20 protein-coding genes are annotated in these 23,349 nt (G+C 60.6%); 8 read left to right on the forward strand and 12 right to left on the reverse strand.

Features of this window, described 5'->3' with window-relative positions; translation table 11 throughout:
• Nucleotides 1–210: 210 nt before the first annotated feature.
• The 7 genes from ACE3NW_RS08250 (at nt 211) to ACE3NW_RS08280 (ending at nt 7,581) form a co-directional block, all read left to right on the forward strand.
• The gene (locus ACE3NW_RS08250; RefSeq protein ID WP_374282283.1) at nt 211–852 is read left to right on the forward strand and encodes a phosphatidylserine decarboxylase family protein; all 642 of its coding nucleotides are present in this window, start codon (nt 211–213) and stop codon (nt 850–852) included.
• Between the two features lie 46 nt (nt 853–898).
• Nucleotides 899–1,663: a CDP-diacylglycerol--serine O-phosphatidyltransferase gene (pssA, locus tag ACE3NW_RS08255; RefSeq protein ID WP_374282285.1), complete on the forward strand. Its 765-nt coding sequence runs from the start codon at nt 899–901 to the stop codon at nt 1,661–1,663.
• A gap of 117 nt (nt 1,664–1,780) precedes the next feature.
• Nucleotides 1,781–3,328, forward strand: coding sequence for a 2-isopropylmalate synthase (locus tag ACE3NW_RS08260; protein ID WP_374282287.1), 1,548 nt, complete (start codon nt 1,781–1,783; stop codon nt 3,326–3,328).
• 203 nt (nt 3,329–3,531) lie between these two features.
• Complete coding sequence (gene leuC / locus ACE3NW_RS08265; protein ID WP_374282289.1) at nt 3,532–4,794, forward strand: 3-isopropylmalate dehydratase large subunit; 1,263 nt, start codon at nt 3,532–3,534, stop codon at nt 4,792–4,794.
• Nucleotides 4,795–4,860: 66 nt separating this feature from the next.
• Entirely contained in the window at nt 4,861–5,355 is a 495-nt protein-coding gene (locus ACE3NW_RS08270; protein ID WP_374282291.1) for a 3-isopropylmalate dehydratase small subunit, read from the forward strand.
• A 202-nt stretch (nt 5,356–5,557) separates the two neighbouring features.
• Nucleotides 5,558–6,631: a 3-isopropylmalate dehydrogenase gene (gene leuB, locus ACE3NW_RS08275; protein ID WP_374282293.1), complete on the forward strand. Its 1,074-nt coding sequence runs from the start codon at nt 5,558–5,560 to the stop codon at nt 6,629–6,631.
• Nucleotides 6,632–6,723: 92 nt separating this feature from the next.
• Nucleotides 6,724–7,581 (forward strand): heterodisulfide reductase-related iron-sulfur binding cluster, encoded by an 858-nt coding sequence (locus ACE3NW_RS08280; RefSeq protein ID WP_374282295.1) that lies wholly within the window; start codon nt 6,724–6,726, stop codon nt 7,579–7,581.
• A 65-nt stretch (nt 7,582–7,646) separates the two neighbouring features.
• On the opposite strand, the gene ACE3NW_RS08285 is transcribed toward ACE3NW_RS08280, so the two are convergent.
• The 5 genes from ACE3NW_RS08285 to mqnB all read right to left on the reverse strand — a co-directional run bounded on the left by ACE3NW_RS08285 (nt 7,647) and on the right by mqnB (nt 14,786).
• Nucleotides 7,647–8,579: a DMT family transporter gene (locus tag ACE3NW_RS08285; protein WP_374282297.1), complete on the reverse strand. Its 933-nt coding sequence runs from the start codon at nt 8,577–8,579 to the stop codon at nt 7,647–7,649.
• A gap of 138 nt (nt 8,580–8,717) precedes the next feature.
• Complete coding sequence (locus ACE3NW_RS08290; protein ID WP_374282299.1) at nt 8,718–9,536, reverse strand: septal ring lytic transglycosylase RlpA family protein; 819 nt, start codon at nt 9,534–9,536, stop codon at nt 8,718–8,720.
• A gap of 485 nt (nt 9,537–10,021) precedes the next feature.
• Nucleotides 10,022–13,021: an AIR synthase-related protein gene (locus ACE3NW_RS08295; protein ID WP_374282301.1), complete on the reverse strand. Its 3,000-nt coding sequence runs from the start codon at nt 13,019–13,021 to the stop codon at nt 10,022–10,024.
• Between the two features lie 27 nt (nt 13,022–13,048).
• Nucleotides 13,049–14,014, reverse strand: a complete 966-nt coding sequence (locus tag ACE3NW_RS08300; protein WP_374282303.1) for a polyprenyl synthetase family protein — start codon at nt 14,012–14,014, stop codon at nt 13,049–13,051.
• Nucleotides 14,015–14,021: 7 nt separating this feature from the next.
• The gene (gene mqnB / locus ACE3NW_RS08305; RefSeq protein ID WP_374282305.1) at nt 14,022–14,786 is read right to left on the reverse strand and encodes a futalosine hydrolase; all 765 of its coding nucleotides are present in this window, start codon (nt 14,784–14,786) and stop codon (nt 14,022–14,024) included.
• A 161-nt stretch (nt 14,787–14,947) separates the two neighbouring features.
• Between mqnB and ACE3NW_RS08310 the strand changes: the two genes are divergently transcribed.
• Nucleotides 14,948–15,145, forward strand: coding sequence for a DUF2065 domain-containing protein (locus tag ACE3NW_RS08310; protein WP_374282307.1), 198 nt, complete (start codon nt 14,948–14,950; stop codon nt 15,143–15,145).
• A 60-nt stretch (nt 15,146–15,205) separates the two neighbouring features.
• Here ACE3NW_RS08310 and ACE3NW_RS08315 read toward each other — a convergent pair whose 3' ends face one another.
• From ACE3NW_RS08315 to hemL, 7 genes are all read right to left on the reverse strand, one after another.
• Complete coding sequence (locus ACE3NW_RS08315) at nt 15,206–15,946, reverse strand: ubiquinone/menaquinone biosynthesis methyltransferase (RefSeq protein WP_374282309.1); 741 nt, start codon at nt 15,944–15,946, stop codon at nt 15,206–15,208.
• A gap of 1 nt (nt 15,947) precedes the next feature.
• A complete protein-coding gene (locus tag ACE3NW_RS08320; RefSeq protein WP_168732437.1) occupies nt 15,948–16,118 on the reverse strand; it encodes a hypothetical protein in 171 nt (56 codons plus the stop codon).
• Between the two features lie 296 nt (nt 16,119–16,414).
• Nucleotides 16,415–19,150: a hypothetical protein gene (locus tag ACE3NW_RS08325; protein ID WP_374282312.1), complete on the reverse strand. Its 2,736-nt coding sequence runs from the start codon at nt 19,148–19,150 to the stop codon at nt 16,415–16,417.
• 286 nt (nt 19,151–19,436) lie between these two features.
• On the reverse strand, nt 19,437–19,823 hold the full coding sequence (locus ACE3NW_RS08330) for a cytochrome c3 family protein (RefSeq protein ID WP_374282314.1): 387 nt from the start codon (nt 19,821–19,823) through the stop codon (nt 19,437–19,439).
• A 98-nt stretch (nt 19,824–19,921) separates the two neighbouring features.
• A complete protein-coding gene (gene cobJ / locus ACE3NW_RS08335) occupies nt 19,922–20,701 on the reverse strand; it encodes a precorrin-3B C(17)-methyltransferase (RefSeq protein ID WP_374282316.1) in 780 nt (259 codons plus the stop codon).
• Nucleotides 20,698–21,891, reverse strand: a complete 1,194-nt coding sequence (locus ACE3NW_RS08340) for a cobalt-precorrin 5A hydrolase (RefSeq protein WP_374282318.1) — start codon at nt 21,889–21,891, stop codon at nt 20,698–20,700. Before ACE3NW_RS08340 ends, cobJ begins: the two co-directional genes overlap by 4 nt.
• Before the next feature lie 173 nt (nt 21,892–22,064).
• Nucleotides 22,065–23,336: a glutamate-1-semialdehyde 2,1-aminomutase gene (gene hemL, locus ACE3NW_RS08345; protein ID WP_374282320.1), complete on the reverse strand. Its 1,272-nt coding sequence runs from the start codon at nt 23,334–23,336 to the stop codon at nt 22,065–22,067.
• Nucleotides 23,337–23,349 lie beyond the last annotated feature (13 nt).

A 23,349-nucleotide genomic window follows, 5' to 3' on the forward strand; every position in this document is an offset into this window, starting at 1 on the left:
ATAGGCGCACAAAACGCCTGGCAGGGTGTTTTTGCAGGGCTTTACCGCGTATGGCGCAGTGGCAGATGACGGGGCAAGGGCGCGGGATTGTTGGGGCTTGCCTTGGTGGCGATGGCGGGGTATATTCATCTTTCGGCATATGGCCGACAAGTTTTTGCGGGCTGGTCTGATTGCCGGTTTGCCCGCGCCAATTTCCACTCAGGAGTCGCCATGCGTTCACCCAACTGCGGCATCACCCCCGAAGGCTGGCCCTGCATAGGCCTTACCGCGCTGAGCGCACTGGTTTTTGCCTGCATGGGCTGGTGGCCGCTGGCTGTGGTTTTTCTGGCGCTGTGCTGGTTCAGCATGCACTTTTTCCGCGATCCCGAAAGGGTTGTGCCCCAGGGTGAGGGGCTTGCCGTCAGCCCGGCAGACGGTAAGGTTATCCGTATCGAAGAACGGCCCGACCCCTTTACCGACGAGTCCCGGCTGTGCGTGAGCATCTTCATGAACGTGTTCAGCGTGCATGTAAACCGTGCGCCCGTTGCGGGTACAGTTGAAGGCATCAGGTATTTTCCCGGTGCGTTTGTCAACGCCGCCTTTGACAAGGCCTCCACGCACAACGAGCGCTGCGCCTACAGCATGCGCGATGCCGATGGCAAACCCTGGACAATGGTGCAGATTGCCGGTCTTATTGCCCGCCGCATTGTCTGCCGCGTTGACGAGGGTGATGTCCTTGACCGTGGGCAGCGCTACGGCATGATTCGTTTTGGCTCACGAGTTGACCTTTACCTTCCGCAGGGATATGTTGCGGCCACACGCATCGGCGAACAGGTGTTTGCCGGGCAGACCGTGGTGGCCAGGGCGGAATAGCCCGGCCCGCAAAGCCGCATCTGCGGCAGTTATTTAAAGATGGTGAATGATGGCCCCGGAAGTTAAAAAGCCGCGCAAGGGAGTATATCTCCTGCCGAACATGATCACGACGTTGAGCATGTTTCTCGGCTTTTTGTCCATGGTGTGGGCTGTACAGGGCCGCTACGAGTCGGCCTGCTTCGCCATTCTGCTTTCTGCCGTCATGGACGGGCTGGACGGCAAGGTGGCCCGTCTTACCAATACCGCCAGCGAATTTGGCGTGCAGTACGATTCCCTTTCAGACCTTGTGGCCTTTGGCATTGCCCCCGGCATGCTCATGTGGCAGTGGCAGCTTTCGTCACTTGGCCGCATGGGAATAGCCGCCGCCTTTATCTACGCTGCCTGTGGCGCACTGCGCCTTGCACGGTTCAACGTAAGCACGGCCGCTGTGGGCAAGCGCTTTTTCATCGGTCTGCCCATTCCTGCGGCTGGCTGCACGGTGGTTACCTTTGTGTTCTGCGCCGCGCATTTCCCCGCGTCCATGCTTGGGGCCCTGCCCTACATGACCCTTGTGCTCGCCATTGGCGTTGGGGTTTTGATGGTCAGCAAGGTGCGCTATTTTTCATTCAAGGAATATGATTTTCTGCGCGCCCACCCCATCCGCACCATGCTTTTCTTTTTGCTTGTGCTCGGAACGGTCATTTCCTTTCCGCGAGTCATGGGCTTTGTGCTTTGCGCCGTCTACATCGTTGGCGGCGTTGTCTACACCTTCATTATTCTTCCCCGCCGCAATCGTCAGCTACTACGCGCCCTATCGCCCCAGAGCGATTGAGGTTGCGTAACGGTTCGCCGCCCCTTTAAGGGCGGAAGACGCTCCCTGGACAGCCGCCCTTTACGGTGGCCGTTATGCAAGATATAGCCATCATTGTCAGCACCAGAGGAGTTTGTCATGAACAACCGCGTCTATTTTTTCGACACCACCTTGCGCGATGGCGAGCAGTCGCCCGGCGCCACCATGAATTTGCAGGAAAAACTGCGTGTTGCGCACCAGCTTGAAGTGCTGGGCGTGGACATTATGGAAGCGGGCTTTCCTGCATCCAGCCCCGGCGATTTTGAATCTGTGCAGCGCATAGCCGCCCAGGCCGGGGAGATTCAGGTGGCGGGCCTTGCCCGTTGCGTTGCCAACGATATCGACCGCTGCTGGGAAGCCGTTAAAGTGGCTAAAAATCCCCGCATCCATGTCTTTTTGTCCACATCGCCCCTGCACATGAAGCACAAGCTGCGCAAAGACCCCGAAGACGTTCTTAAAATGATTGTCGAGGGTGTGAAGCGCTGCTCCACCTACACCAGCAATGTGGAATTTTCCCTTGAGGATTTTTCGCGCACCGAGGGCGATTTTGCCTGCCGTGTGGTAGAAGCCGCCATCAAGGCCGGGGCTAGCACCATCAATCTGCCCGATACCGTGGGCTATGCCGAACCGCAGGAATACGCCGCGCTTCTTGACCACGTTATCAGGAATACGCCCAACAGCGACAAGGCCATCTTCAGCGTACACTGCCACAACGACCTTGGGCTGGCCGTGGCCAACACCCTGGCCGCCTTCCGCGTGGGCGTGCGCCAGGCCGAGGTAACCCTGTGTGGCATTGGCGAGCGTGCCGGTAATGCCGCTCTTGAAGAAGTGGTCATGAATCTGCGTGTGCGCCACGACTACTATCAGCTTGAGCACAATATTATTACCGAGCAGCTCTATCCCTCGTGCCGCCTGCTCTCCATGACCATTGGTCAGCCCATTGCCAACAACAAGGCCATTGTGGGCGCCAACGCCTTTGCGCACGAGTCCGGCATCCATCAGGACGGCATGCTGAAAAACCGCGAAACTTACGAAATCATGACCCCGCAGTCTGTGGGCCGCACCGAGAGCAACCTTGTCATTGGCAAGCACTCTGGCCGCAACGCTGTGCGCAACAAGTTTGAAAGCATGGGCTACAAGCTCGACGACGAACAGCTCAACCTCGTGTTTGAAGCTGTCAAGCAACTGGCCGACCGCAAAAAGACCCTGCACGACGACGACCTCATGGCCCTTGTGCAGGAAGAAGTGTACCGCATGCCCGATCTCTTCCGCCTGCGTCATGTGAGCGTGCAGAGTTCCGACGCGGGCGGCGTGCCGCCAACGGCTGCCGTCATCATGGATATCAAGGGCATTGAGCGCAGCGGCGCGGGTTTTGGCGTGGGCCCTGTGGATGCCCTGTTCAACGTCATTGCCGATATGGTGGGCCGCCAGCCAGAGCTTGAGCAGTACGCCATCAACGCCATCACCGGCGGCACGGATGCCCAGGGCGAAGTGACTGTGCGTCTGCGCGAGGGCGAGGTCAGCGCCGTGGGACGCGGCACGCACCCCGATATCTTTGTGGCCAGCGCCCGTGCCTATGTCAACGCGCTGAACCACCTGTTTAAAAAAGAGCAGGAAGGCCCGCGCCTGCACTGCCAGCACGACTAGCGGCTGTTTTCTCTGGTGTGCAACGGACCTGGCCGCCTCCCTGCGGGGGCGGCTGGCCTGTATGCCCGCAGTACCCGCAAAGGGCAGGCGCTTTTGTGCCGCCATATTGGTGCAACAACCACGGGGCGCATACTCTGTGCGCCACAGTGAAACCGTATTCGCCGCGCCCCCCTCGGTGAAGTTCAGGATGAAAGGAGTAGACCATGCCACAGACGCTTGCGCAAAAAATTTTGCAAGCCCACACAGACGAAGTTGTGGAACAGGACGGCCAGATTGTTCAGTGCCGCGTGTCGCTGGTGCTTGCCAACGACATTACCGGCCCTCTTGCCATCAAGTCATTCAAGGGAATGGGCGCGGAAAAGGTTTTTGACAAAGACAAGATTGCTCTGGTCATGGATCACTTTACGCCGCAGAAAGATATTGATTCGGCCAATCAGGTCATGGTGACCCGCAAGTTCGCGCAAGAGCAGAACATCACCCACTATTACGAGGGCGGCGACTGCGGCGTGGAACACACCCTGCTGCCCGAGCAGGGCCTTGTGGGCCCCGGCGATGTGGTTATCGGCGCAGACAGCCACACCTGCACCTACGGCGGTATCGGCGCATTTGCCACGGGTATGGGTTCTACCGACATTGCCGCTGCCATGGCCCTGGGCGAAACCTGGTTCAAGGTTCCCTCCACCATCCGCGTGAATATTGACGGCCAGATGCCCAAGTGGCTGCGCGGCAAAGACCTTATGCTTATGCTCATCGGCGCCATCGGCGTGGACGGTGCTCTGTACAAGGCCCTGGAATTCGGCGGGTCTGTTGTGGATGATCTTTCGGTCGAGGGCCGCCTGTGCATGGCCAACATGGCCATTGAGGCGGGCGGCAAGGTGGGCCTGTTTGCGGTGGATGCCAAAACCCGCGCCTACTGTGCCGAGCACAAACGCCCCGGCCTCACGCAGGATCTGGCAGCCGACCCCGGCGCCGTGTACGAACGCGTGGTCAACATAGACGTGACCGGCAAGGAGCCCGTGGTGGCCTGCCCGCATTTGCCCTCCAACGTCAAGCCCGTTTCAGCGGTGCGCGATACGCCCATCCAGCAGGTGGTTATCGGCTCATGCACCAATGGCCGCATCAGCGATATGCGCGATGCCGCCGAAGTGCTGCGGGGCCGCAAGGTTGCCAAGCATCTGCGCTGCATTGTGCTGCCCTCCACCCCCACGGTGTGGAAGCAGTGCCTCAAGGAAGGCCTGATCGAAACCTTTATGGAAGCTGGCTGCGTGGTTGGCCCCTGCACCTGCGGCCCCTGCCTTGGCGGCCACATGGGCATTCTTGGCGATGGTGAGCGCGCCGTGGCCACCACCAACCGCAACTTCAAGGGCCGCATGGGCAGCCTGAGTTCAGAAGTGTATCTGGCCAGCCCCATTGTGGCAGCCGCTTCGGCCATTGCGGGTTGCGTGGCCGGGCCCGATCAGCTGTAGGCAGCAAAAATCAGCACCTGTCTGCGCCCTGGCCATGCCCCGGCGCAGAGAAAGAAGGACAGCCGCATGAACTACAAGGGTAAGGCCCACAAAGTGGGCGAACATATTGATACTGATGCCATTATTCCCGCGCGTTTTCTGGTCACCACCGATGCCCAAAAACTGGGCGAAAACTGCATGTCCGGCCTTGAGCCCGATTGGGTCAAGCGCGTAACCCCTGGCGACATCATGGTTGCCGGGCGCAACTTTGGCTGCGGTTCCTCGCGCGAGCACGCGCCCATTGCCATTCTTGGTGCGGGCATGCAGGTGGTTATCGGCCACAGCTTTGCGCGCATTTTTTACCGCAATTCGTTCAACATGGGCCTGCTGCTCATGGAAGTGGGCGACGATGTGGACAAGATCAATGACGGCGACGAGCTGGAAATTGACGCCGCCACCGGCATTATCCGCGATCTGACCAACGGAGCCGAAATCACCTGTCCGCCCCTGCCCAAGTCCATGGCGGTCATTCTCGATAAGGGCGGATTGGTCGGCTATGTCAAGGAACGCTTGGCCAGCTAATTTTTTTACATAATCTTTTTGGCCAGGGCTGCGTCAAAAATGGTTTTTGCCTCCAGTCGAATACCTAAGAGTATACTCCTGTCGGCAAAACCCATTTTTCCTTGCTCTGGCACAAAAATCTTTATGTAAAAAAAATAGCTGGTAGGCGGGTAGATATGAGAAAATAAGCATCAACACAAAGAATTGAGTTCAAGGATATACCATGAAAAAGACCATCTGCCTTTTGCCGGGTGACGGCATTGGCCCGGAAATTCTGGCCGAGGGTGTCAAGGTTCTGAAGGCCGCCGCAGAAAAGTTCAGCCATGATTTTGTGTTTGAAACCGCCCTTATTGGCGGTGCGGCCATCGACGGCGCGGGCGATCCCCTGCCGGAAGAAACCGTGCGCAAGTGCCGCGCTGCCGATGCGGTGTTTCTGGCAGCCGTGGGCGGCCCCAAGTGGGATGCCCTGGCTCCCGAAAAAAGGCCGGAAAAAGGCCTGCTGCGCATCCGTAAAGAGCTGGCGCTTTTCGCCAATCTGCGCCCGGCCATGCTGCTGCCCGAACTGGCGGGAGCCTGCCTGCTGCGCGCCGACATCGCCGCCAAGGGCCTTGATCTTGTGGTGGTGCGCGAGCTCACCGGCGACATCTATTTTGGCGAACCACGCGGGCAGGAAGTGCGCGACGGCCTGCGCACCGGCTACAACACCATGGTGTACAACGAAGAAGAAATTCGTCGCATAGCCACAGTGGCTTTTGAAACGGCCCGCAAGCGCCGGGGCAAAGTGTGCTCTGTGGAAAAAAGCAACGTGCTCGAAACCTCGCGCCTGTGGAAGGAAGTGGTTCTCGAAACGCACCGCCAGTATGCCGATGTGGAGCTGACCCACATGTATGTGGACAATGCCGCCATGCAGCTGGTGCGTGATCCCTCGCAGTTTGACGTTATCCTCACGGGCAACATTTTTGGCGATATTCTGTCCGACGAGGCCTCGGTCATCACCGGCTCGCTGGGCATGCTGCCCTCTGCCTCCATGGGGGCTACCGGCCCCGGCCTGTTCGAACCCATCCACGGTTCCGCGCCCGACATTGCGGGCCAGAACAAGGCCAATCCGCTTGCCACCATTCTTTCCGGGGCCATGATGCTGCGCCTTGGTTTTGACATGGGCAAGGAAGCCGACGCCATTGAAGCCGCAGTGCGTAAAACCCTGGCAGACGGGTTCCGCACCGGCGATATCATGGAACCTGGCAAAACCCTGCTGGGCTGCAAGGAAATGGGCGACAAGGTCGTGGAAAGGCTGTAACAGTAGCCAGATACATGTTTACAGGGCCGCCCGAAAGTTTGGGCGGCCTTTTGCGTTTTGACGGAACAATTCAGAAAAATACAGGAGCAGACATGCGCGCAACATCAGACAAATTGAGCCCCTGGGTAGAAAAAAGCGCCTGCGGCAGGGATCTGGATACCCAGCTTGCGGCGGTTGCAACCAGCGGGCAGCATGGCGCGCCACAGGTTTTGCGGGCCATGGCACTGGGGGCCAACGGTTTTGGCGCTGCACCTTCGCAGGCAGAGCTGGCCCTGGTATTTGGCTGCTACAGGCCATTCAGCACGCCAGAAATTCTGCGCGAGGTGGCCTGGCTTTTTCAGACTCTTGGCGTCAGCCATACCTGGCTGGAAAAGGAAAACTGCTGCGGGCTGCCCATGATGCATCAGGTTGCAGCAGAAGACAGGCCCATGATGCTGGAAACCATGCAGGGATATGTGCGGGGCAATGCTGACGCTGCCTCGCAAAAAGGGGCAGCGCGCCTTGCGTACTGTTGTGCAGGGTGCGCCCATGTGGCCCAGGCCGTAACTGGTGAAAATTCGGCGCAGCAGGCCTATATTCTCGATGTTCTGCTGGAGGCGCTCAAGGGGCAGACCCTGGAGGTGCAGCCCATGAGGGTTGCCTATTTTGAGGGCTGCCATACTTCGTACAAAAGGCATTTTCGGCAGACAGAACTGAACTGGGCGCACTACCGGCAGTTTTTGAATACCATTGAAGGACTGACCGTGCTTGATGTTGCGCAGAGCCTGTGCTGCAAAAAACAGCCGGAGCGTATCATCGCCGCAGCGCAGGATGTGCAGGCTGAGGCGCTCGTCTGCGCGTGTTCTGGCTGCAACGTGGCGCTGAAGGCCAACGGGCGGGGACGGATGGCGGTGATGAGCTACACGGCCCTGCTGGCAAAGAGCCTTGGCGGCATGCCCGCCAGCCTGTAGCGAAAAAATCTGCAACAACCCGTGGCGTGGGCGTGTGCTTGCTCCTGCCACGGGCAATCATCAGATCAGGCGTGCCTGAATCGTTGCAGGAATTCTGTGATCTGCCTGCCCAGCATCACCAGCACCACCGAGGCTGCAATAAGGACGACACCGGCCACCAGCGAGAGGCTGAAGGGCTCGTTGAACACCAGAATGCCCACAACCACCGCCGTTACAGGTTCCATGACCCCAAGGATGGATGTCAGGGTGGAGCCTATGCGCTGGATGGCCAGAATAAGGGTGAGGTTTGATACAACGGCAGTTACCACGGCCAGCAAGGTGGCCAGCAGCAGCTCCCACCACGAATGCAGGGGCTGAAAAGTGCCGGAAAGCAGCGAATTGCCGCCAGATATCAGCGCACCAAATGCCAGTACATAAAAGGTCATCACAAGGCCGCTCATGTTGGGAATACGTGCGGCGTAGATGGCCGTGATGTACACCGCATTGCAAAGGGCAGAGAGCAGCAGCAGCGCAAGGGCCAGCAGGCTCATGACGCCAGCCTCCGCGCCTGCATCGCCGTTGCCCCCAGCGCTGAGCAGATAAACACCCACAATGGCAAGCAGGATGGACGAGGCCGTTATCCACGAAAAACGCTCGTGGTAAAAAACCGTCATGATCAGCATGACCATGACAGGGTAGGTAAACTGTATTGTGGCCACCACGCCGCTGGGCATGTGCTTGAAACCCCAAAAGAACAGCAGTGCCGCCATGGTGTACATAAAACTCATGCCCGCCAGCTTGCACAGGTCAATACCACGGGCCCGAAACCGTTCACCGCGCATGGCAAGAACAATGCCCAGAACAACAGTGGCAATGGCAAAACGGTAAAAAAGTGCCGTTGCGCCAGATACGCCAAGCTTCATGAGTGGCAGGGTAAACAGTGGAATCAGGCCAAAGGCCGCTGACGACACAATACTGTAGAAAAAGCCCATGGCATCCTTCTTGGTGTGAAACAGCAAACTGATTTCATACCGGGGAAGAAGCAGCTAGGCAAGTCTGTTACGTTACAAAAAAACGTCCCCGGCTTTTGTCGGGGACGCATCTTTGAATCGTAGGAGGGCCGCCTTGCGGCCTGCACGGTGCGAAGGTGTGTGCTGCTAGCGCGACTGGTCTATGACCACTTCGGCCTCGGGGTGAACCTGGCGCAGCGCTTCGTGCATGGCGGCGGCATCCGCAAAGGCGCGGAAGGGCCCGACTTTTTCATCGCTCTGCGCTGCGTTGTAGCGCACAAAAAAAGCTTCGTCGGGCTTGAGGGGTGTGCCGCTCTCGTCGCTGATAACTTCCAGCTCAACCCGGCTTACGCCACGGTTTTCAATATCGATCTGCTGGGCAGCCGCAAAAGAAAGATCAATGACCCGCCCGCGCACAAAGGGACCTCTGTCGGTCACGCAGACCATAACGCTTTTGCCGTTATCCTGGTCGGTGACGCGAACAACCGTGCCCATGGGCAGGGTGCGGTGTGCGGCGGTAAAGGTGTACATGTCGTAATTGTCGCCGCTGGCAGTGGGGCCGCCGTGAAAGTCACGGCCATACCATGAGGCCTTGCCAGTCATGATTTCGCTTTCCTGCGCGCGCTTCAGCCAGATATCGCGGCTGTCGGTGCTCTCTCTGCTGCCATCATCAATGGCCGCAGGCTGCTTGGAAGAGGTGCGTTGCTTGGATTTGGAGCGCGATTCAGCTTTATCGCGCTTAGAGCGCGAGCTGTGCGAAGAGGCAGATTTGTCACTGGATTTGTCGCGTTTGGATTTGCGAGCATCAGTGTCGCCAGAAGACTTTTTGGCGGCGTGGGAGGCAGCGTTCGTGTGCTTTTGATCAGAGGGAGCGCTTTGTGAAGCCGCGTCGGCGTTCATGGGTGGGGCCAAAAGCATGCCAAGGGCTATGGCCGCCAGCACTAATGGCCAGCGTGAATACTTCATGATCGTTCCTTTGTTAGAGTTCGAGGCTGACCAGCGAAATTGCCGGGCGAACCGCGCCCGCGGTTCTGACCCCAGAAACCTTACAATGATGGCAGCAAGCGCGCCTTGCGCTTCACGTCCATCGGTTCCCCAGGGGAATGCCTGTTCTTTGTTAAGAGACTATACAGCAAAAAAACGCCCCGTGTCAAACAGATAAATTCTTTTAATTCAGCATGTTAAACAAAAAATAGTCTAGAGAATTCCCAAATTTGCAGTGTGAAGCTAGGAAATCGCAGGGCAACGCAGGCCAAAATGGTGGCAAGCAGGGAGGGCATTCGGCGGCAGGCTGTGGCAAAGAGCACACGAGCCAAGGGGGCATTGGCGATGCCCGCATACGGATGAAAAAGGTGGTTCCTTGCCGGGCAGGCCGTCCGGCAAAGGGGCACAAAAAAGGGCAGACGGCCCAAGCCATCTGCCCCAATACATATTCAGCTGTTTTGCCGGTGTTACCAGTCCAGCGTTCTCTTGAAGGAGCGGGCCAGGTCTTCCACCGGGGCGTTGATGATCATGCTGTCGCCAGATTTCATGGCCAGCTGGCCGGTTCCGGTGACCGTGCCAATGCGTGCGCAAACCTGCCACTGGGCAAAGGCATCCAGAATCATGGCAATGTCGGGCTTTACGCTCACAACCAGACGGCTGGCGCTTTCGCTGTACAACAGTTCGGTCACGTTCATGGCATCAAAAGCGGGCACGGCGTCAAGGTCAATTTCTGCACCAAGGCGGCCACCTATGCACATTTCTGCAATGGCCACGGCAAGGCCGCCGTCAGAGCAGTCGTGGCAGGCCGAAAAGGCGCGCTGGCCCATGAGGGCGTTGACAGCACGGTAGCGCTGCATGGCGCTGGCGGCGTCCACATGGGGCACGCGGCCACCCTTGAGGCCCAGTTCTGTGGCGGCTTCGCTGCCCGCCATTTCGCGCCAGGTTCCGCCAAGCACATAGATGGCGTCGCCCGGCTGCTTGAAGTCGGAGGTCTGGGTTCCCGTGACATTGCGGATAACGCCAAGAATGGAGAACAGCACCGTTGGCGGAATGGAAATGCGCTCGCCGCCGCCGGTGTAGTCGTTTTTCATGGAGTCTTTGCCCGAAATGCACGGCACGCCGAAGGCCAGAGAGAACTGGCGCAGGGCGCGGCAGGCGCGCACCAGCTGGGCCAGCTTGTAGCGGCCATCGGGGTTGGAGGGGCTGACCACGGGGTCGCACCAGCAGAAGTTGTCCACACCGGCCAGGGCGTCGGGGTCTGCGCCCACGGCCACGGCATTGCGGATGGCTTCGTCCATGGCGTTGGCCATCATCCAGTAGGTGTCGTAATCGCTGAATTTGGGGCAGATACCGTGCGAAATCACAAGGCCCGCATCCGATTCCAGCAAGGGGCGGATAACGCCCGCATCGGCGGGGCCATCGCGCTTTACGCCCACCAGGGGCTTGATCACGCTGCCGCCGCGTACTTCATGATCGTACTGGCGGATAATATATTCCTTGGAGCAGATGTTGAGCGTGCCCAGCATGCGCTGCAAAAAGGCGGTGTGTTCAACGGCGGCCACGTCCACGGTAATGTCGGTGGTTTCGGGGGCCTTCCATTCTGCTTCAAGTTCCAGCTGCGGCACGCCGTCGTGCATGAATTCCATGGGCATGGAGGCGATGAGGCGGTCGTGGTAGCGCACCTCAAAATAGCCAGAGGTGGTAAAGCGGCCAAGGGCCGTGGCTTCCACATCCATGCGCGCGGCAAGGGCCATGAATTCGTCGAGTTTTTCTGGCGACACGGCCAGGGTCATGCGTTCCTGGGCTTCGGAGAGCAGAATTTCCCAGGGGCGCAGCCCGTCGTATTTCAGCGGGGCCTTGGCGATATCAAGCACGCAGCCGCCCGTGTCTTCGGCCATTTCACCCACAGAAGAGGAAAGACCGCCAGCGCCGTTGTCGGTAATGGCGTGGTACAGGCCCATGTCGCGGGCGCGCATGATGAAGTCGTACATCTTGCGCTGGGTGATGGGGTCGCCGATCTGCACTGCCGTGGCGGGCGAGCCCTCGTGCAGTTCTTCGGATGAGAAGGTGGCTCCGTGGATGCCGTCCTTGCCGATGCGGCCACCGGTCATGACAATATAATCGCCCTCTTCGGCCTGCTTGAACCAGCCGGGGCGGCCATGCAGTTCGGCGGGGATAATGCCCACCGTGCCGCAGTACACCAGGGGTTTGCCAAGGTAACGTTCGTCAAACACCAGCGATCCGTTGACCGTGGGAATGCCCGACTTGTTGCCGCCGTGTTCCACACCTTCGCGCACGCCTTCAAGCACGCGGCGGGGGTGCAGCAGGCGCGGGGGTAGATTTTTGTCGTGGAAGGGCGAGGCAAAGCAGAACACGTCGGTGTTGCACACCAGCTCTGCGCCCATGCCTGTGCCCATGGGGTCACGGTTGACGCCCACAATGCCGGTAAGTGCGCCGCCGTAAGGGTCGAGCGCCGAAGGGCTATTGTGGGTTTCTACCTTGATGCAGGCATCGTAGCCGTTGATGAACGAAATAACGCCCGCATTGTCCTTGAAAACAGACTTGCAGTAGTCGTTTTCGCCCATGCGCTCGCGCAGCATGGCCGTGGCATCACGGATGCAGGTTTTATAAAGGTTATCCACCACTTCGCTGCGGCCCGTGGCGGTATCGGTATAATTGATGCGCGAGGCAAAGATTTTGTGTTTGCAGTGCTCGGACCATGTCTGGGCCAGCACTTCCATTTCCACATCTGTGGGGTCGGCGGGCAGGCCCAGCGCCTTGCGGCGGTCGGCCTCTGCCGGGGCGGTGAACTGCTCGCGGATGCAGTGCATTTCCTTGAGATTCAGCGCCCAGGTGTTTTCGCGGCTGGCCTTGGTGAGGGTCTCGTCATCCATGGCTGACAGGGCGATGGTGTCAACGGCCTCGTTGATTTCGCCCGTTACCCTGGCGGCCTGCGCCTCAAAGCCCGGCTGGGCGTCCCATTCCTGGCGGCTCTTGATGCGGTAGCGCTGGATGAGCGTGTTGCACAAAAGGTCGCGGGCCAGCATGTCCACCTGTTCGTGGGTGAGGGGCGCGGCCTTGTCACTGCTGATGCGGTACTGCACGGCAGTGTACACACGCAGGCTGTCACGCGGAATGTCCAGCACCATGGCGGCGGTATCGCGCGCGGTGCGGGCCTCGTTGTCGGTCACGCCGGGGCGAAAACCCACCTCCACAAACCAGTCGGCCGTGGTATCGAGCAGGGGCAGCGGCTCGAGCGAGGCTTCCTGAAGAATGGGGTCGTGCCAGATGCTTTCGTCCAGCAGGCGCGCCACCTGCGCGGCATCAAGGCCATCCACCGTAAATACCTTGATCTGGCGGACGCCGGAAACAGAAATGTTCAGCGCCTTGCGCAGGTGCTGGGCCGTCTTGCGGCCCTGGGTATCGTCAAGTCCGGCGCGGGGGCCGGTTTCCACCCTATAGAGCATGGTTTGCATTCCTCTTGGTTTGGCTGCTTACTTTTTTCTGTCGCGCACGTAGTCGGCCATTTGGCGCATGAGCTCACGCTCCGGCCTGTCAGGCAGAGTTTCCAATGCCTGCCTTGCCGCGTCAAGAAATTCATCTGCCTGACGGCGCACAGCGTCGTCATAACCGGCCTGCCGGATGCTCTCGGCAATGCTGGCGGCGTCGGCTTCGGTCATCAACCCGGCGCAGAAGGCGGCGTCAAAGGCGCTGCGTTCCTCGGCATTCAGGCTGTCGCGGTACAGGCGCAAGGGCGGCGTAAGCTTGCCCTCGCGCACATCGCCGCCCGTGGGCTTGCCGGTGACGCTTTCGGGCGCAAAATCGAGGGCATCGTCCACCATCTGGAAGGCCATGCCGAGATTTTCGCCGTAGGCGGCGGCTGCCGCCACAGAGGCGTCGTCTGCCCCGGCGGCTAGAGCACCCATTTCGCAGGCAGCGCGGATTAGCCATGCTGTTTTGCCGCGAACCATGTCTTCATAGTCGGCGCTGCTTGAATCCACGCGGCGCTGGGCCGCGATTTCAAGTATTTCGCCCGCCGCCGTGCGGCTGGTGGCCTCTGAAAAACAGCGGGTCAGGCGGGTGTCGCCATAGTCTGCAACCAGGGAGTTGGCCCCGGCCAGCAGGGCATCGCCCGCAAGAATAACGCTCGAAACGTCAAAAAGCGTGTGCGCGGCGGGTTTGCCCCGGCGGCTCACCGCATTGTCGAGCACGTCATCGTGCAGCAGGGTTGCGGCGTGCAGCATTTCCAGCGTGATGGCCAGATCCTGTATGTTTTTGCTTCCGTTGCCCAGCAGGCGCGTGGTCAGCACGGTAAGCAGGGGGCGCAGGCGTTTGCCGCCCGCATCAAAAATGTGGCGGGCCACGGGCCGTACAGGTTCCGGCAGGGTGTCCACGGCCTTGTTCAGGGCGCGGTTGATGCCGGGCAGCTCAAGAGCCAGACGTGCTTTCAGTTGGATCATATGCTACTCAGATAAGGTTAAGCGCGGGCAATACCCGCGTGAGCGCTGCCAGCGCACCGGGAAAATCCTTTTCGTCCTGGGCTCGCGGGCCAACCTTGTTGGAAACGCTGCGTATGCCCACACAGGGAATGTCCATGCGGGCGCAGGCATACGCCACGGCAAAGCCTTCCATATTTTCAAGTCCCGCGCCATAGCGGGCGCGCAGATCGGCGGCTCTGGCAAAGCTGGCACTTACCCCGGCCACGGTAAGCGAGGTGCAGGGCAACAGGGCCGGGGCGTGCTGGTGCGCGCCAAAAGTTTCGAGTGCCTCAAGTCCGGCAAGCGCAATGCGGTCGCGCACCGCTGGCCCCTGCGGGGGCTGCCACTGCGGAAAGCCAAAGGCCTCTGCCGTTACCGAGCGGCCATCGTGCAGGCCGTATTCGGGCCAGATTTCCTCGCGCACATGGCACAGGGCCAGCAGGGGGTGCTCTGCCAGATCAAAAGCACCGGCAAGCCCCGCATTGAGCACTGCCGTAACGGGCGTGCCCTCTGCCATTGCCCTGGTCAGGGCAATGCCGGTGGCCAGCGCCGCGTTGACCGGCCCCACACCGGTGATGCAGCACAATGCCGGGCCGCATTTGAGGCGCAGGGGCCAAAGGGTCATTTCTGGCCAGCTTTTTGCCGCACTGGCCGTGGGAGCAGAAATTTTATCCGGCACAAATCCGGCTGGCGCAAATCCGGGTACAAGGCCAGCCAGCTCCGGCCCGGTGGCAGCGCAGAGCAGCAGGCTCACAGGGTTTCGCGCTCCTGCTGGCACTGGCAAGGGCGCAACGCGGGCGTGGCGGCCCCAGCGGTGCAAAAAAAGCCGGGCGCGGTGTTGCCTGTGTGCGGGGCCATGCAAGCAGCCATGATTCGTTCCTTTACAAAACAGGGATTTTCCGTCACCAGAAAACCATGCAATTCGACTACACTCTGTTTTTGCGCGCCCTAGGGCTGGCCATCATCATTGAGGGCCTTTGCTGGACACTGTTTCCCGGCGGTATGCGGCGTGCCCTGTTGCAACTGCTGCCGCAGCCAGAAAGCCGCCTGCGTGCCGTGGGGCTTGTGGCCCTGGCCGTGGGGCTTGGGATTGTGGCCCTGGGCTGCCGTTAAACTTCGTACCCCGCCTTACTGCCGCCCTGTGACCGCCCGCATCCATGCCGGGCGTGATGTCTAGCGGGCTTTTTCTCCCACATGCAGGCAAACGATGCCCGATGTGAGCTTTTCGTGCCATGCGCGTTCAAAGCCAGCGGTGCGCATTTCTTTTTCAAGGCTGAGAGCAGACGGAAACTTGCGGATAGTATCGGCAAGGTATTCGTATGCACCGGGATCTTTGGAAAAAATTTTGCCAACGCGCGGCAGCAGATGGTTGAGGTACACGTTGTACAGCCCACCCCAGATACGCTCCTGACCAGAGCCGAATTCAAGAATGCAGGCCCTGCCGCCGGGGCGCAGAACGCGCAGCATTTCGGCAAAGGCTGCCTCGCGGGGCAGGATGTTGCGTATGCCAAAGGCAATGGTGATGCAGTCAACCGAGGCATCGGGCAGGGGCAGGCGCTTGGCATCGGCTGCCACGGGCAGGATGCAGCGGGCGTTGTTGTCCTTGAGCTTGCGGCTGCCGCGCACCAGCATGGGCGGGCAAAAATCCATGGCCGGAACAACGGCCGTGGGGTAGCGGCGGCGGATGGCCAGCGAAACATCAAGAGTGCCGGCGGCCAGATCAAGCACGCGGCCCGTATCGCCAAGGCGCACATTCTGCGCCAGCACCTTGCGCCAGTATTGGTCAAGGCCGAGGCTCAGCACCCTGTTGAGCAGGTCGTAAAAGGGCACAATGCGGCCAAACATGCCAGCCACGGCGGCGTCGTGCGCGGGCTTGGCTGTGCAATCTGCGGTGGTGTTGCGGGACGGTTCCACGTTATTTCCCGCCCTTGTCCTGGTCGGCATCCACGCCGATGGCGGCGCAGACAACCCGGTAGACCGAGGGAAACACCTCGGCAAAATTGCTGGGGGAAACCGTGCGCGTTTCAATGAATTTAGCGGTCAGTTCCTTGGCAACCTGCAAGGCTTCCTTGCGATCCTTATCCATTTGAGCCTCAGCTTCCGGCCCTACAGGGCACGGCAAAAATGAAAACCCGTCCCTTTGGGGAATGGCCAAGACCCACAGCGGGTATTGCCTGGACGGGTTAAGAAACGGAAGCAACAGCCCCCGCCCCTTTTTTTAGTAGTAAGAATCGCGGCACAGCGCCCGCGAAACCGCGCAACAGCATATGCGTTCCGCCTGTCATTGGCAAGGCCGGTATGGCTGCCGCCGGGCATGCGGATGTGCTGCAACCGGTAGCCTGCACCACGGCGCCTGCCGGGGTGCGGGGGCAAAGCCGCCTGCTATTCTTCAAGAAGGCGGCTGATTTCTTCGCGCAGGATACGAGCCGCCGCCGCTGCGGCGGCCTTTTCAACCCTGTCGTTAAAGCGGGGTTCAAGTGCGTCCAGGCGGGTCTCCAAGGCATCAATGCGCGCATTGGCGCTGCGAGCCGCAGCAATGACCGGTTGCAGCCGCTCATCAATAAGGGCTTGCACCTGTGCCATGTCTGGCTGCGGGGCTGCGGCCAGCGCCGGGGCAGATGCCGGGGCCGGTGCAGCGGCAAGGGCTTCGGCAACGGCCCTGCTGATACATTCCATGAGGCCCTGGTGCAGGGGATGCTCTTCCATAAACAAGCCCTCCAGCTCCTGCCGGGGCAGGGCTGTTGCGGCCAGATCATGTGAGGCCGCGATCTGTGACTCCAGGGCGGTTTCGAGCGCTATGATGCGGTCACCAGCCTCCTGAAGCGACCTTTCGCACTGTTCCACACGGGCGGCGAGAGAGCCAACGGCTTCGGCAGCGTCTGCCGCGCGTGATGATGCGTCAAAAGCCTGGGCAAAGGCATCAAGCGCGTGCGAAGAAGCTTCGTTGGCCTGGGCCATCACGGCGTCAAGGGCCTCGGCAGAAACAGCTGCAAGGGTCGCTTCCAGCGCGGCCTGTGATTCTGTCCCCGCAGGGTCGGAATCGTCCTGCTGCTGTGCCGCAAGCACTGCCGGGGAAGTGTCAAATTCGGGGGCTTCGGGCAGCATATCCTGCACCAGCTGGTCTTGCGAAAAAGGGTCTTGCGAAAGCATATCGGGTTCATGGGCTGCCGCAAGGGCCTGTTCTGCCGCAAAATCCGCATCAGATTCCGCTGCCGGTTCCGTAAGCGGTTCCACCATGGGCAGATCGGTTTCTGTCAGAGGCAGTTCAAGCTCTGCAATGGGCAGCTCACTTTCTGCCAGAGGCAAGTCATGGTCTGCAATGGGCAGCTCGTCCGCGCCTGCTTCTGGCAAAATATCCGCTTCTGGCTGCGCAGAAAGATCGGCAGACATGGCCGCCAGCAGATCATCTGCCGAATCGGCGGGAATATCCTGATCTTCCGAACCTTCTGCTGCCAGGGCTTCGCCAGAGGCGGCAGCCATCAGGGCTTCTATGTCAGCCGTTGTTTCAGGGGCAGTTTCCACGTCGGCATCTGCGGCAGTTTGCGGCGTGGAATCTTGCGCCAAAACTTCCACAATCTCCGGCTGCGGCTCTGGCGCTGGTTCAAGTTCCAGCTCTGGCGCAACCTCTGGTTCCAGCTGCACGGGCGCGGCTGTGGCCGCAGCTTCCTGAGCTGCGGCAAAGGGATCGGCGGCTTCGGGAGCCAGTTGCGGCTCTACGGCGGCGGGCTGCGCGGTGTCGTTGGCCGCAGCAAGCAGGCTGTCGATGTCCAGGCCCATATCGGGCAGGGGGGCAGCCGTGGGTGCAACCTCTTGCTGGGCTGGCGTATCCGGCTGTGCAGAGTCTAGGCTCTGCTGCAAATCGCTGGCCGCCGCAGCAAGCAGGCTGTCGATGTCTATGCCCATATCCGCAGGCGCAGCGGGCTCTGGCTGTTGCGCGGGTGCTGGGCTTGGGGGCACATCCAGCCCGGCTGTTGCCGATGCAAGCAGGCTGTCGAGATCGTCGTTGGACATGGCGGGGGCAGGGGCGGCTGGCGCTGCTGCCGGAGCCGGTGTGGGAGCCAATGTCGGAGCCGGGCCAGCTGCGGGTTGGGCGGCCTCGGCATTGTGTTGCAGATCATTGGCCGCTGCGGCCAACAGGCTGTCAATGTCTATGCCCATATCCGCTGGTGCGGCGGGAGCGGGCTGTTGCGCGGGTGCGGGGCTTGGCGCAGCAACGGGCTCGGCGGCGGGCGCTGCGGCAACTGCCTGAGGTTGCGTGGCATCAAAACCTTGCTGCATGTCGCTGGCCGCCGCAGCAAGCAGGCTGTCGATGTCAATATCCATGCCCGCGCCTTGCGCGTGTTGCGGCACGTGTTGCGGCACAGGCGCAGGCTGCTGCGCGGGCTCTGCCGTCTGTATGGGGCTTGGGACAGCGGCCTGGCCACCAGCAGCATGACCACCGGCGGCGGCGTCAAGCAGGCTGTCGAGGTCGTCGTGAGAAAATGCGGCCTGAGGCGCAGCGGCAGCTGCCGGCGCAGGGGCGGGGTGCGCCTCGTTGAGCAGATCGTCAATCTGGCTGGACGTGCCGGATTGCGGCATGGCTGCCGCAGAGGCCAGCAGTTCGTCCAGATCGGGCACGTCATGATCCGCCGCAGGGGCGGCAGCCGGTGCTGGCGCGTTGAAATCGTTCAGCAGGGCATCCACGGCCTGATCGGGTGTTTCGGGCGTGGCCACATCGGCCTCGCGCTCTGAGGGTTGTGGCGGAATATCTAGCGAATTCAAAAGATTATCCACATCGCCCATGCCCGGCATATTGAGCTGTTCGTTGGGGTCGATGTGATGGTCTGTCTGCGTGGAGGGGGCAGAAAAGTCCAGCGCCACATCGGCGGGGTCTTCCTGGCCGTCAGCCTTGATGTCCATCTGGGCGAGCAGGTCGTCAATTTCTGCATCAGCCCCGGGGGTACCATCGTTGAGATCTCGCAGATGTTCCTGAAGCTCCTCTTTTTCGGCTTCAACCTCGGCGGCTGCGTGGGACCGGGATTGCACGGACGGATCGTTTGCCGGAACTGCGCCTTTTTCGATCAGTTCTGTGAGATCGATGATTTGTTCATCGGTTTCAGCGGTGTTCTGGGCAACCATGCGCCACCTCGTGGGTTATGTGCAGCGGCCAAAGGCCGGAATCATGCAAAATATCTCGTTTCATACTGCAAAAACGACAGATTTTCGTATCAGTTTATGGCAAAAGACGCAAACCCGCCAAAACAGTCTGCTCAAGAATGCCCGCAATTACGGATTGGTGAAAAATTTAGCGGTATAGAGAATGCCGCGCGGTACGATTTATTTTTGCCTGCAACTGACCTGTGCTGGCCGTGAGATGCAGAAAGCCGCCCGAGGGCGGCTTTCTGACATAAAAATGTAAGGCAGACTACGGGTGGCACTTGGACTTGGCGCAACCGGTCATGTCCTTCTTGAGGTCGGGCTTTTCTTCGCCGACCTTGGAGTGACAGCCGAGGCAGTTGGGGTGCTTGAGTTCTTTCTTGGTGTGTACCACATAGTACAGGCTTTTTTCGCCCTGCTTGCCGGTGAGGTCATCGTGGCAACCGGAGCTGCCGCACTTGGCAAAGCTTTCCTTGCCGTCCACCAGATGGTGACAGGTAACGCATTCAACCTTGGCATGCACCGCGTGCGGGAACATGACAGTCTTCTGGGAGCCCTTGAATTCCAGCGGCTTGTCAGGGGCGGCAGGGGCGGCAAAAGCGGCCAGAGCCAGGGCAAACACCATGATACAGGTAAGAACCAGAACTTTCTTCACGGCAGACCTCCTTAGTGTGCGGCAGATGGGAACAAATTGGTAGGATTTTACGGCCCTCGGTGCAGTGTGTCAATGACTATGCCGAAATGCCATACCAACTATTTTGATAAGTTGCCAAGATCAGACCCTTTTTTCCGGGCGTAGCCCCGTGGTGTCAGCATGAAATTGCCCAGTGCGCGGCTTTCGGCATTGCCGATGATGAGGATGGAGAGCATGTCCACCTGGGTGGCGTCAAACTGGTCCAGGCGAAATACACGGGCCTCCTCACCGGGGCGAAAAGCCTTGCGCACAAGGCCCACGGGGCAGTGCGGCGCGCGGAATCTGCGGGCAATGTCCAGGGCCTGTTCCAGATGATGTGCCCTGCCCTTGGAGCGCGGATTGTAGATGGCGCAGACAAAATCGGCTTCTAGCGCGGCATTGAGCCTGCGCACAATGGTTTCCCACGGGGTAAGCAGATCGCTCAGGCTGATGCAGGCAAAATCGTGCATGAGGGGTGCGCCCAGCAGGGCGGCAGCCGCGCACACGGCGGGCACGCCAGGCACAACGCCAAAGGGAACTGTGCCCACCAGGCCCCTGGCCTCAAGTACTTCAAGCGCAAGGCCTGCCAGAGCGTAAATGCCGGGGTCGCCAGAGCACACAAGGGCCGTGGGCTGGCCGCCAAGGGCCGCATCCACCGCTGCGGCGCAGCGTTCTTCTTCATGCCGCATGCCGGTGCTGATGCACTGCTTGCCTGCCAGTAATTCGGGCGGGACAAGCTCCATGTACAGGTTGTATCCGGCCACGCAGGAGGCCTGCGCAAGCACCGTGCGGGCCTGCGGGGTAAGACATGCAGCGTCGCCGGGGCCAAGGCCCACAACGTGCAAACTTGCTGGGGTCATTGAATAATCCTGTCTGTGGGGGCATCTGCCACGGCAATTGCCATGGTCAGCTGCCCCTGTGCTGTGGTTTTGGGAAGGAGCAGACGGGGCGTGTCCGCCGGAAAAATCTGCGCGGCCGCCAGCAGGGCGGCGGCTTCACATACGCTGAAAGGCTGTTGCCCAAAGCGCCTGCCTGCGGCGGCAGACGGGTTGGGCGTGGGGCAGTGCGCCAGATCGGCGGCGGCAAAACCCAGTAGAGGCAGATGCAGACTTGCGGCCAGCGTTTTCAGGGCTAGTTCCTGCAATTTTTCATGCACGGTGGCAAGGGCGCTTAGGGCCAGGGGCTCCAGCCCGTACTGTTCTAGCAGTCCTCGCACAGCTTCCTGCACCAGACTTGCGGAAATGTTTTTACGGCAGCCCAGCCCCAGCACCAGCCGGGGAACAGCCACGCGCAAGGTTGCTGGCCGTGGTTCAAGCCGCCGCCAGTGTGCTGCCACCAGCGGGCCAGCATGAGCGGGCGGCAGGGGGATTGTGTCTGTTTCAGCCTTTGTAGCGCCCTCTGTCATTGGCAGGCGCAGCAGGGCGGGGTGGTCTGGCACGGCGCGGCAGGGATCCCAAAGGGACAGCTGCTCTCCCTCCAGCAGGGCGGCCTGGGCTGCGGGCAGGCGGTTCCAGTCCACGGGCAGCAGTCCCGCGTCGCGCAACAGCAGATCGAGCGAGGGCGGTGCGGCGGGTGAGGCATCAGAGGCTGTGGTGATGACAGGTACGGCCCCCAGCAGGGCGGCCACATGGCGGGCCAGCGCGTTGCCGCCGCCCCAGTGACCGGCAAGCAGACTGATGACGTGCTGCCCGGCCGGGTCAAGCACCAGCACCGGGGCATCGGTACTTTTGTGTTGCAGCAGCGGCGCAAGTGCCCGCACTGCTATGCCTGTAGCGCCAATAAAGGCGTGGGCGGCAAACCGGGGGTAGGTTTCTGCCAAAAGCGGGCCGATTTTTTCAAAGGGCGAGGCCCCGGCGGGACAAAACCGGGCTGGGGCAAACAGCGCTGTCTGGGTTAGTGCATCTGACGCGGCTACGTTCGTGAGCGGCAGCTGCCGGGGCGGGCTCCACGGTGTGGCTGCAAGGCAGGCCGCAAGACGCTGCGCCAGGGGCAGGGCCGACTGGCTGAGCGCGTAACAGGCAAGCGAGAGGGTGCGGTGAGGGCTGTGCAAGGAGCCTCCGGGCTTCTGTCTGTTGGGGCGCACAGCAGGGGCATGGTGCATGAAGGGGCGGTTGAACCCTGCAAACAAGGGTGCAAGGGCAACAATTTGGGCAAATACCAGATCGGTTGTCGGCAAAACGCCAAGGGGAGCCGGAGCATTCCGCTCCCCCTGGTGTTCAGCGTTTAGAATGTCACCTTGCGGGCAGCGTCCAGAGCCTTGCCGAAATCGTCTTCGGTGTGGACAAAGGAAACCATGCCGGTTTCGTAGCCGGAGGGCGCAAGGTAGATGCCCTGATTGCGCATCTGCTTGTAGAAGCTGGTAAAGATATTCTGGTCGCACAGCTTGGCCGTGGCAAAGTCGGTCACTTCCTGCTCGCTGAAATAGGGGCAGAACATGGAGGCGATGGTGGGCATCTGAATCGGCACACCCTTGGCAGCCAGAATGTCGCGCAGTTCCATGGCAAAGGCGTGGGTGCGCTGTTCAAGCGCCGCGTAGTCGGCAGCCTTGAGGTAGCGCATGGTGGCAATGCCTGCGGCCATGGCCAGCGGATTGCCCGAAAGCGTGCCCGCCTGGTACACGCCGCCCCTGGGAGCGATCATTTCCATGTACTTGCGCTTGCCGCCAAAGGCTCCCACAGGCAGGCCGCCGCCAATGATCTTGCCAAAGGTGGTGAGGTCGGGATCAATGCCATAGCGGGCCTGCGCACCGCCAAAGGCCGCGCGAAAGCCGGTGATGACCTCGTCAAAGATCAGCAGGCTGCCGTATTGCAGGGTGACGGCGCGCAGGCCTTCGAGAAAACCGGGCTTGGGCAGCACCAGCCCCATGTTGGCGGCGATGGGTTCCACAATGATGGCGGCAATGCTTGCGCCGTGCTGTTCAAAGATGGCCTTGACCGCTTCGATGTCGTTGTAGGGCGCAAGCAGGGTGTCGGCCACCACGGCGGCGGGCACACCGGGCGTGCCGGGGATGGAAAATGTGGCAAGACCGGAACCGGCGGCAGCAAGGAAGGGGTCGGCATGGCCGTGGTAGCAGCCCACAAACTTGAGCACCTTGTCTCTGCCGGTGGCGGCGCGGGCCAGCCGCAGGGCGCTCATGGTGGCCTCTGTGCCAGAGTTGACCATGCGTACCATTTCAAGGCTGGGCATGGCGGCAACCACTTCTTCCGCCAGGGTAACCTCTGCGGGGCAGGGGGCGCCGTAGCTGGTGCCGCGTGCCGCAGCCTCGCAAACGGCCTTTGTCACCGAAGGCTCGTCGTGGCCCAGAATCATGGGGCCCCACGAAAGCACAAAGTCGATGTACTCGCGCCCGTCCACATCGGTAATCCGGCAGCCGTGGCCTTCGGCAATGAACAGGGGTTGGCTGTCCACATTGTGGCAGGCGCGCACGGGGCTGTTGACGCCGCCGGGAATGACAGCGCAGGCTTTTTCAAAAAGCTGCCGAGAAGTGGTGTCCATCAAAGGCTCCTTG

This window comes from Desulfovibrio sp., from assembly GCF_041907885.1.
Taxonomy (GTDB): Bacteria; Desulfobacterota; Desulfovibrionia; order Desulfovibrionales; family Desulfovibrionaceae; genus Desulfovibrio.

Excerpts from the sequence above, each read along its gene's own strand:
- ACE3NW_RS08310 (WP_374282307.1), top strand. The coding sequence starts at position 14,948 with ATGCAATTCGACTACACTCTGTTTTTGCGCGCCCTAGGGCTGGCCATC.
- ACE3NW_RS08250 (WP_374282283.1), top strand. The coding sequence starts at position 211 with ATGCGTTCACCCAACTGCGGCATCACCCCCGAAGGCTGGCCCTGCATA.
- ACE3NW_RS08260 (WP_374282287.1), top strand. The coding sequence starts at position 1,781 with ATGAACAACCGCGTCTATTTTTTCGACACCACCTTGCGCGATGGCGAG.
- leuB (WP_374282293.1), top strand. The coding sequence starts at position 5,558 with ATGAAAAAGACCATCTGCCTTTTGCCGGGTGACGGCATTGGCCCGGAA.
- ACE3NW_RS08280 (WP_374282295.1), top strand. The coding sequence starts at position 6,724 with ATGCGCGCAACATCAGACAAATTGAGCCCCTGGGTAGAAAAAAGCGCC.
- leuC (WP_374282289.1), top strand. The coding sequence starts at position 3,532 with ATGCCACAGACGCTTGCGCAAAAAATTTTGCAAGCCCACACAGACGAA.
- hemL (WP_374282320.1), bottom strand. The coding sequence starts at position 23,336 with ATGGACACCACTTCTCGGCAGCTTTTTGAAAAAGCCTGCGCTGTCATT.
- cobJ (WP_374282316.1), bottom strand. The coding sequence starts at position 20,701 with ATGACCCCAGCAAGTTTGCACGTTGTGGGCCTTGGCCCCGGCGACGCT.
- pssA (WP_374282285.1), top strand. The coding sequence starts at position 899 with ATGATGGCCCCGGAAGTTAAAAAGCCGCGCAAGGGAGTATATCTCCTG.
- ACE3NW_RS08320 (WP_168732437.1), bottom strand. The coding sequence starts at position 16,118 with ATGGATAAGGATCGCAAGGAAGCCTTGCAGGTTGCCAAGGAACTGACC.
- ACE3NW_RS08325 (WP_374282312.1), bottom strand. The coding sequence starts at position 19,150 with ATGGTTGCCCAGAACACCGCTGAAACCGATGAACAAATCATCGATCTC.
- ACE3NW_RS08290 (WP_374282299.1), bottom strand. The coding sequence starts at position 9,536 with ATGAAGTATTCACGCTGGCCATTAGTGCTGGCGGCCATAGCCCTTGGC.
- ACE3NW_RS08300 (WP_374282303.1), bottom strand. The coding sequence starts at position 14,014 with ATGATCCAACTGAAAGCACGTCTGGCTCTTGAGCTGCCCGGCATCAAC.
- ACE3NW_RS08295 (WP_374282301.1), bottom strand. The coding sequence starts at position 13,021 with ATGCTCTATAGGGTGGAAACCGGCCCCCGCGCCGGACTTGACGATACC.
- ACE3NW_RS08270 (WP_374282291.1), top strand. The coding sequence starts at position 4,861 with ATGAACTACAAGGGTAAGGCCCACAAAGTGGGCGAACATATTGATACT.